5 protein-coding genes are annotated in these 6,793 nt (G+C 45.0%); 1 reads left to right on the plus strand and 4 read right to left on the minus strand.

Annotated features, from left to right (window positions below; translation table 11 throughout):
* Positions 1 to 1,119 (plus strand): diaminobutyrate--2-oxoglutarate transaminase (locus F6K37_RS28860; protein WP_287253881.1); only part of this gene is annotated, 1,119 nt, incomplete at its 5' end.
* Here the strand turns inward: F6K37_RS28860 and F6K37_RS28865 are convergent.
* From F6K37_RS28865 to mnmE, 4 genes are all read right to left on the minus strand, one after another.
* Positions 1,111 to 2,070: a glutamate cyclase domain-containing protein gene (locus tag F6K37_RS28865; RefSeq protein WP_008179105.1), complete on the minus strand. Its 960-nt coding sequence runs from the start codon at positions 2,068 to 2,070 to the stop codon at positions 1,111 to 1,113. The two genes, F6K37_RS28860 and F6K37_RS28865, sit on opposite strands and share 9 nt — an antisense overlap.
* A 6-nt stretch (positions 2,071 to 2,076) precedes the next feature.
* Positions 2,077 to 3,369, minus strand: a complete 1,293-nt coding sequence (gene ectB, locus F6K37_RS28870) for a diaminobutyrate--2-oxoglutarate transaminase (protein ID WP_071102071.1) — start codon at positions 3,367 to 3,369, stop codon at positions 2,077 to 2,079.
* A gap of 830 nt (positions 3,370 to 4,199) precedes the next feature.
* Positions 4,200 to 4,952 (minus strand): TauD/TfdA family dioxygenase, encoded by a 753-nt coding sequence (locus tag F6K37_RS28875; RefSeq protein WP_008179108.1) that lies wholly within the window; start codon positions 4,950 to 4,952, stop codon positions 4,200 to 4,202.
* Between the two features lie 1,100 nt (positions 4,953 to 6,052).
* Positions 6,053 to 6,793, minus strand: a 741-nt coding sequence (gene mnmE, locus F6K37_RS28880) for a tRNA uridine-5-carboxymethylaminomethyl(34) synthesis GTPase MnmE (protein ID WP_287253884.1), incomplete at its 5' end; no start/stop codon positions are given.

Here is a 6,793-nt window from a genome sequence, read left to right on the forward strand (position 1 = left end):
GGTGCCCTCAACTACGGACATAATAACCCCAAGCTCAAAAAGCGTCTCCTCGAATACATTGAGTCAGATGCCATCACCCACAGCCTCGATATGTTTACCTCTGCCAAGCAGCAGTTTCTCGAACGTTTCGAGGAAGTAATCTTAATACCGCGAGGACTAAACTATAAAGTTATGTTTACCGGTCCGACGGGGACTAATTCTGCGGAGGCTGCTTTGAAGCTAGCCCGTAAAGTGACTGGTCGAAAAACAGTCATCTGTTTTACCAAAGGCTACCACGGTCATACTTTAGGTGCCCTAGCTGTTACCCCTAATCCTACCTATCAAAAGGCTGCGGGCATTCCCCTCGGTAATGTTTTAACGGTGCCGTTTGAGGATAAAAATGGCACCAAAGACGACAGTCTTGATTACTTAGAAAAAATGGTTGATGAGCTGACCCTAAATCAGGAAAAACCCGCAGCAGTTATCCTAGAAACTGTTCAATCTGAGGGAGGAATTAATGTTGCTAGTGTTCCTTGGCTGCAACGCCTTGCCCAGATCACTCAAGAGCGAGAGATTTTGCTAATTGTTGATGACATTAAAGTCGGGTGTGGTCGAACTGGCCCTTTCTTTAGCTTTGAGCGGGCAGGGTTAAAACCTGATTTAGTTTGTCTGGCTAAATCTTTAAGCGCCTATGGAAACCCGATGGCTGTGGTACTGATTCGACCTGATTTAGACTGTTGGAAACCAGGGGAACACAGTGGGACTTTCCGAGGCAATAATCTAGCTTTTGTGACTGCCACAGCTGCTCTCGACGAGTACTGGGAGACAGATACTTTTACCCAGGAAATTGCGGACAAAGGTGAGGTCATGAAGAACCGACTCAAAGACATGATCACTCGTTATCCAGAAGTCGGCGGCGAACATCGAGGACTTGGTTTGATTCAAGGAATCGCCTGTGAACAAAAGGGCCTGGCTAAAAAAGTTAGTAATGAAGCTTTCAAGCGGGGTTTAATCTTTGAACCCATGGGAGTGAACAAAGAAGTGATTAATCTTCAGTCTACATTAACGATTGACCCCGACACTTTGACCCAAGGGCTAGATATTTTGGAGGAAAGCATTGGAGCTGCTCTCTCAAACTGACTTTGTCAAACCAGCAGCTTCTAAAATTTCTGTCAAGACTTTACCATGATATTCCCAGGGTAAAGTATCAACTGCAAGCTCTTGGACTGCTGTATCTCCATCTACCGCTGGTCCCTCTTTGACCACAGTGGTCAAAATATGTTTATCGGTCTCTAAGGTTAATCCCTCAGTTAACTTAGATTTCAAGTCTGGTCGGAGTAAACCAACAGCAGTGAGTAACCCGATTGCTGCCCAATTTGATACACCGCAAACGATGAGGTGATTACAAGGAATATTGCAGGCAATTTGTTCTCCTGTGCTAATACTTTTGGCAATGAGTTCTTTAGGAAGTGTTCCCATACCTAGTTCATTGCCAGCATCACCAATTCCAATGGAAATTATTTCACTTAGGATAAATAGGAGATGCAAAGGAGCGGTATGAGCGGTGATATCATTCCCGATCATATTTCGGACAGTACCATCGTAACTTGGGCCTGCTCTTTCAATAGAGATAACATGGGAAACTGGTGGTTCAGCACTTTGCCATGAATTCACAATAGAAGAAACGGAGGGATCTTCTGCACTCGCTGCATCGACAGGAACGACATCAAAAGGAACTTGAGCAGGTATTCCTGCTGCCCGAGCAGCAACCTTGACAGCATTAAGGCATAGAGGATCGGTAACTAGACGGACAGGGATTCCAACTCTAAGTAATGCCGCTGCTAGGTGAGCGCAACCGATGGGGCCATCCGTTTCCGCCGCTGGAGGAGTTCCATGGGGAACAAAAAAGCCTGTCATAATAGCCACATGGGGGGATGGATGTTCCGCGATGGAGCGAGCTGCACCAAGCAGCCCCCCCTTGGCAGCCTCCACAAGGGGCTCTATACCATTACCTATATCCCGTCCACAGATGTTTTCAATTTTTTCTATCCGGGTTTTGACTTCTGGAGAATTTCCAAATGCAGCAGTCATAAGCAATTAAACAGATGCTCCTAAATCAACTAACTTTTTAGAAACTGTCTCCTGGATGACTTGGTTGACACTATTTTCGAGGAGGTCTAGCCCTTTGTCTAATACTTCTTCGGAAATTGTTAAAGGCGGGAGACATCGAATCACCTGCCCCTGTGCGCCAGCTGTTTCCATGATTAGCCCATTAGCAAAGGCTGTCCGAATTACTCTATTAGCTAGGTTGCCATCTTTGCAGTCTAAGCCCTGAATCATGCCCCTGCCTCTAACAGAAAAACCGGCCTCCGGGTTATTTTTTGCGATCTGTTCCAATCGAAGCTGCATTATGGTTCCTTTTTGTTTAACGGAGGCTGAAAGACTGTCGTCTTGCCAATAAATTTCCAAGGCTGCTTTGGCGGTAACAAAGGCTAGGTTAGGTCCTCTGAAGGTGCCACTGTGTTGACCTGGTTTCCACTGGTCTAATTCGGGTTTGATCAGCACCAATGAGAAAGGAAGACCAAATCCACTCAAGGATTTGGAGATAGTAACAATGTCAGGGGAAATACCTACTTGTTCAAAGCTGAAAAAGGAACCAGTCCGTCCACATCCGACTTGAATGTCGTCTACAACTAAAAGCACATCATGTTTACGACAGACTTTTTCAAGCGATCGCAACCACTCAAAGCTGGCTACATTGACCCCACCTGCTCCCTGAATTGTTTCTACAATCACTGCTGCTGGAAGCGCTACCCCACTACCTCTGTCGGAAAGGACTTTGTCTAGGTACTCTGTAGTATCAATATCCGAACCCAAGTACCCATCATAGGGTATAAAGGTTACGCCTGTGGTGGTGAGTCCTGCAGCGTCTCGCTGGGAAATGTTGGCAGTTGTTGCTAAGGAACCTAGGGTTACGCCATGGTAGCCATTGGAAAAGGCAATGACCGTTTCCCGTCCCGTTATGTTGCGGGTCAGTTTTAGAGCTGCCTCCACAGCATTGGTTCCTGTTGGTCCAGGAAACTGAACTTTGTAATTCAATTGCCTGGGTTTAAGGATAATGGCTTCAAAAGCTTCGAGAAACTCCTCTTTCGCTACGGTTGCTAAATCGAGACCATGGACAATACCGTCGGACTCCAGATAACCCAGCAGTCGTTCTTTTAGTTGTGGGTTGTTATGTCCGTAATTGAGGGTACCCACTCCACTCAGAAAGTCAATGTACTTAATACCTTCTTTATCTTCTAGAACAGCTCCTTGTGCTTTTTTAAACACCGTGGGAAATAAACGGCAGTAGCTTCGCACATTGGATTCCAATTGATTGAAGATTCTCATGAGATTATCCTCATTAGTGTTATACGTGATGCTTTCCGCAAGCTACCTCAAGGTTCTGCTACTTACCTTTCAACTGGTGGCGATTCCTACTCACCCCCTCACCCATTTCTCTTTTCATCAACTCACCAAATCCTAGGGTAGGAATCGCCAGGATGTCATGACTCAGCTACATTAGTCAGCTACATTAGTCAGCTAACACTTAACTCTTAAGCTGACAGTTAGCTTGACACTCCCCGCTTTAAAAAGACGGGGATTCCATGATCTTTGACCGGCCTTAAACCTTCGTGTCCAAATGGCAATATCTAAGCCGAAATCCCGTCAAGACTAAGATTTCAGTTCAGCTCACGAAAGACCCAGCGGGCTAGTCTCGCGATAGCGTTCAGCTACTTATTGAGAAGTGCCTTAGAAAGTCCGTTACTTCCCTGTTTCACTTGGTTCCGGCGTGCCCCGCCGTACCGTTCAATTTCAAGTTGTTATCTTGCTGGGTTCACACACCAACGGTTAATTGATGATTGGGTTTTTAAGGAGGATTTTCCCAGAGACGAAACCTTAGTAGAGTGGAGCCTTACTACAAAACCTTTTCCCTATGCTGCATAACCTGCCGACTATAAAGGCGACCCTCTACTTACGGTAACTTCAAGCCCTCCGGGCATTACTACTTTCAGGTCGGTAAGTTACGGGTCTCTCTCCCGGCTCAGCCTGCGGTTTCTCAGCCTGTACCCTATGCTTTAATTGCTTTAATTACACCCTAGCGCCAAGGTATTGTCAACTCGGCGACTCAAGTCGCTACGGTCTTTCATCCCCGGTTTAAAAACACGGGGCTTTCAGCCTTAGGAGTTCCGTAAGAAGATGCGTTGTAGTTCTCGAGTGGGATCGCTATAGGTGGTTCTTGAATGTGCTATACATTTGTTGTCCCAAAGCAACAATGAGTATTGGTTCATCCGAATAGCCATGTGATTTTCTTCGTAATACGCTAGAAATCGGTCGGCAATTTCTCCCAAAAACGGCTCGGGAGTAAAGGGCTTTAGGTTCTCTGGATCGGGGCTGTAGTCACCGTATTTAATATAGTTACAAGAAAAGCGGAAAACAGGCTTCTTACCCTCAAATGACAGGATCGGATGAATTGCTCCCTTGGTGCGGTTGGCGTGGACTCCCCTGGTGGCACCAAAATGGTGTCGAGTCTCCATGAGTTTTTTCTTTTCTTCTTCCGTAAGAGTCTTCAGGAATCCTTCCACATAAGCCAACGTGGTCATCCCACCACCACAATCAGAAGGCTTTTTGCACCAAAGCACTAGATAGTTCGGTGGGGTTTGATAATCGCTGGCTTCTGTATGAGGAAGCAAACGCCTTTCACCTCTGGCATCGGAAAATTTCATCAATTCTGGTTCATATCTGACATAGAAAATCGGTTGCCCATATTGCAGGATTAACTCACCACCTGTGACCAATTTTGAAAATTCGATCCAGTCAAAATTGGGGTCTTCAGTTTCCACATAAATAAAGTTGTTTTGCTCCAGTAAGTTCTGATAATCAGTAATTGATTTATCAAATTCGGGCATTTTAATTGCCTGAGCAGTTAACATCAAAACTCCTTTTTTTTATAAGGCTGACAAAAATTAACTATAGGGGAAATAAATTCAATACTGGTTACTTGTTTACATTTTTTAAAAAAAACACACATAATAAAATATAAAACAACTAATTATTAAGTAATTACAATGGATTCGTGATATATAAGGGTGTTTCTCAACCAGAGGTTTTGCCATTTATGCCACGGGGGACTTTCATCTGTTCAAAGTTTCCCTCTTAAGCTGCTGTGCATTTTCTTGATGCCGTCGCTCATGGGGGAAACCGCCTGTTCCCTTGCTGCATCGCTTAAATTGCCTATTTTCCAATTAGAAAAAAACCTCAAAACCCTCTCCCCATCTACTATCTACGCCAGCTAGCCAGTTAAGTGTGTAACAGCTTATTAAGGGGGGCTGTAGTCATAGTCAAGCTTTTAGCATTTAAGACAAGCTTCTAGATTCAGTCTCTTAGAGACTTTTTGTTAAATAAAGGTTAAAGTTAGTTAAAGTTAAATAAAGCTTAAATTATTGCGTAGGGTGAGATAGGCGGCGAGTACTTTAAAAGCTCACCTGTAGCGAGAGCTGTCTGCCTTAACTCACCCCTATTAAGTACTCTATATTTCTTAAGATTTACTTTATAAATAGTCTCTAAGTTTTAGAGCAATTCTGATTTGGGTGAGGTTTTTAGGGAGCTAAGGCCGTGAGCCACGCTTACTGGCAGAGCCAGACGCTGCGCGAACGCGAACAGAGCTGGTAAGAGGGAAGAGGTAAAAAATAGTGAATAATGGATAATTGCCTTTTGCTGATTACCCATTATTCACTATCCATTAGCAGCCCAGTAATAAGATAAGTAATCGTAAGCATTCAGCTATCAGCCGTCAGCCGTGAGCTAAAAGCTCACGCTACGCGAACAGCTTATTTTATTCAAAAGCACCATTAGTAACGTACGCTATGGGCATAAACTGTTCCCGTAGCGTGGCCACAGACCTTTAGCAGGGATTGCGCTACTTGAGGTGCTGCGCGAACAGTAGCGCATTAGCACCTCAAGTAGCGTGGCCGTAGGCCTTTAGCTGATAGCTGACGGCTGAATGCTTACAAGTAATCAAACAAACTTAATATTACTTCCCAATACAGAAACGGCTGAAAATGCGGTCAAGCACTGATTCGGTTACTTCCTCTCCTGTAATTTCTCCCAAGGCTTGAATTGCTCCACGCAAATCTATCGTCCAAAAATCTAAGGGTAACTCTTTCGCAATAGTTTCTTGCACTTGCTCAAGAGACATTTTCGCCCGGGTCAATGCAGCAGCTTGTCGTTGGTTAATGGCTAAATCTAAATCAGCGGCTTGCAGGTTGCCACGATTTACTGCGTCAAGAATTGCCTTCTCCAGAGCATCAATCCCTTGATTGTAGGCAGCAGCTGTCTTCACTACCCGCTCTATAGTATTAGGATAGGATAGGGTAGATTCAGCCTTATCACTGGCTAGGTCAGTTTTGTTAATTACTAGAATTACGGGACGTTCTTGCACCTGTTGGTAAATTTCCTGGTCTCCTGCACTCCAGCCAGTGGTTGCTTCAATCACCAGTAATACTAAGTCAGCCGCCATCGCTGCACTACGCGATCGCTCTACTCCAATCTTCTCCACTTGGTCAGCCGTTTCCCGAATTCCTGCTGTATCGAGCACCTGTACCGGAATTCCCCCAACTACTAACTGGGATTCTACTACATCTCTAGTGGTACCAGGAAGGTCAGTGACAATAGCGCGATCGCATCGACTCCAGGCATTCAATAAACTGGATTTTCCGACATTGGGTCGCCCCAGGATTACCACTTTTAAACCTGTGCGCAATAGCTCACCTTG

This window comes from Moorena sp. SIO4E2 (assembly GCF_010671945.1).
Taxonomy (GTDB): Bacteria; Cyanobacteriota; Cyanobacteriia; order Cyanobacteriales; family Coleofasciculaceae; genus Moorena; species Moorena producens.

Excerpts from the sequence above, each read along its gene's own strand:
- F6K37_RS28865 (WP_008179105.1), bottom strand. The coding sequence starts at position 2,070 with ATGACTGCTGCATTTGGAAATTCTCCAGAAGTCAAAACCCGGATAGAA.
- ectB (WP_071102071.1), bottom strand. The coding sequence starts at position 3,369 with ATGAGAATCTTCAATCAATTGGAATCCAATGTGCGAAGCTACTGCCGT.
- F6K37_RS28875 (WP_008179108.1), bottom strand. The coding sequence starts at position 4,952 with ATGTTAACTGCTCAGGCAATTAAAATGCCCGAATTTGATAAATCAATT.